This window comes from Pseudoalteromonas aliena, from assembly GCF_038155085.1.
GTDB lineage: Bacteria > Pseudomonadota > Gammaproteobacteria > Enterobacterales > Alteromonadaceae > Pseudoalteromonas > Pseudoalteromonas aliena_A.
In genome coordinates this window covers 1-217 of record NZ_JBAKAU010000206.1, presented here as the reverse complement: position 1 = coordinate 217, position 217 = coordinate 1, and the positions used below count along the sequence as shown (strand labels likewise).

1 protein-coding gene is annotated in these 217 nt (G+C 44.2%); it reads right to left on the bottom strand.

Translation table 11 applies throughout. The annotated features are described in order from the left end of the window. The coding region (locus V6260_RS19100; RefSeq protein ID WP_341595611.1) for a hypothetical protein at window positions 1-217 on the bottom strand (217 nt) is incomplete at both ends.

Sequence of the window (217 nt, the reverse complement as noted above, 5' to 3'; positions counted from 1 at the left end):
CAACAGGGTTAGCGACTTCAAGGTTGTAATTAAAGCCTGCCACGAAATCTTCTTGACCATGACCAGGCGCAGTGAGCACCACACCTGTACCTGAGTCAGTAGTATCGTGTTCAGCAACAATCACAGGTACATTAAAGTGATTAAAAGGATGCGCTAGTTGCAAGTTTTCAAGTACAGCCCCTTTTACGTAACCTAATACGTGGTAATGATCAAAGCC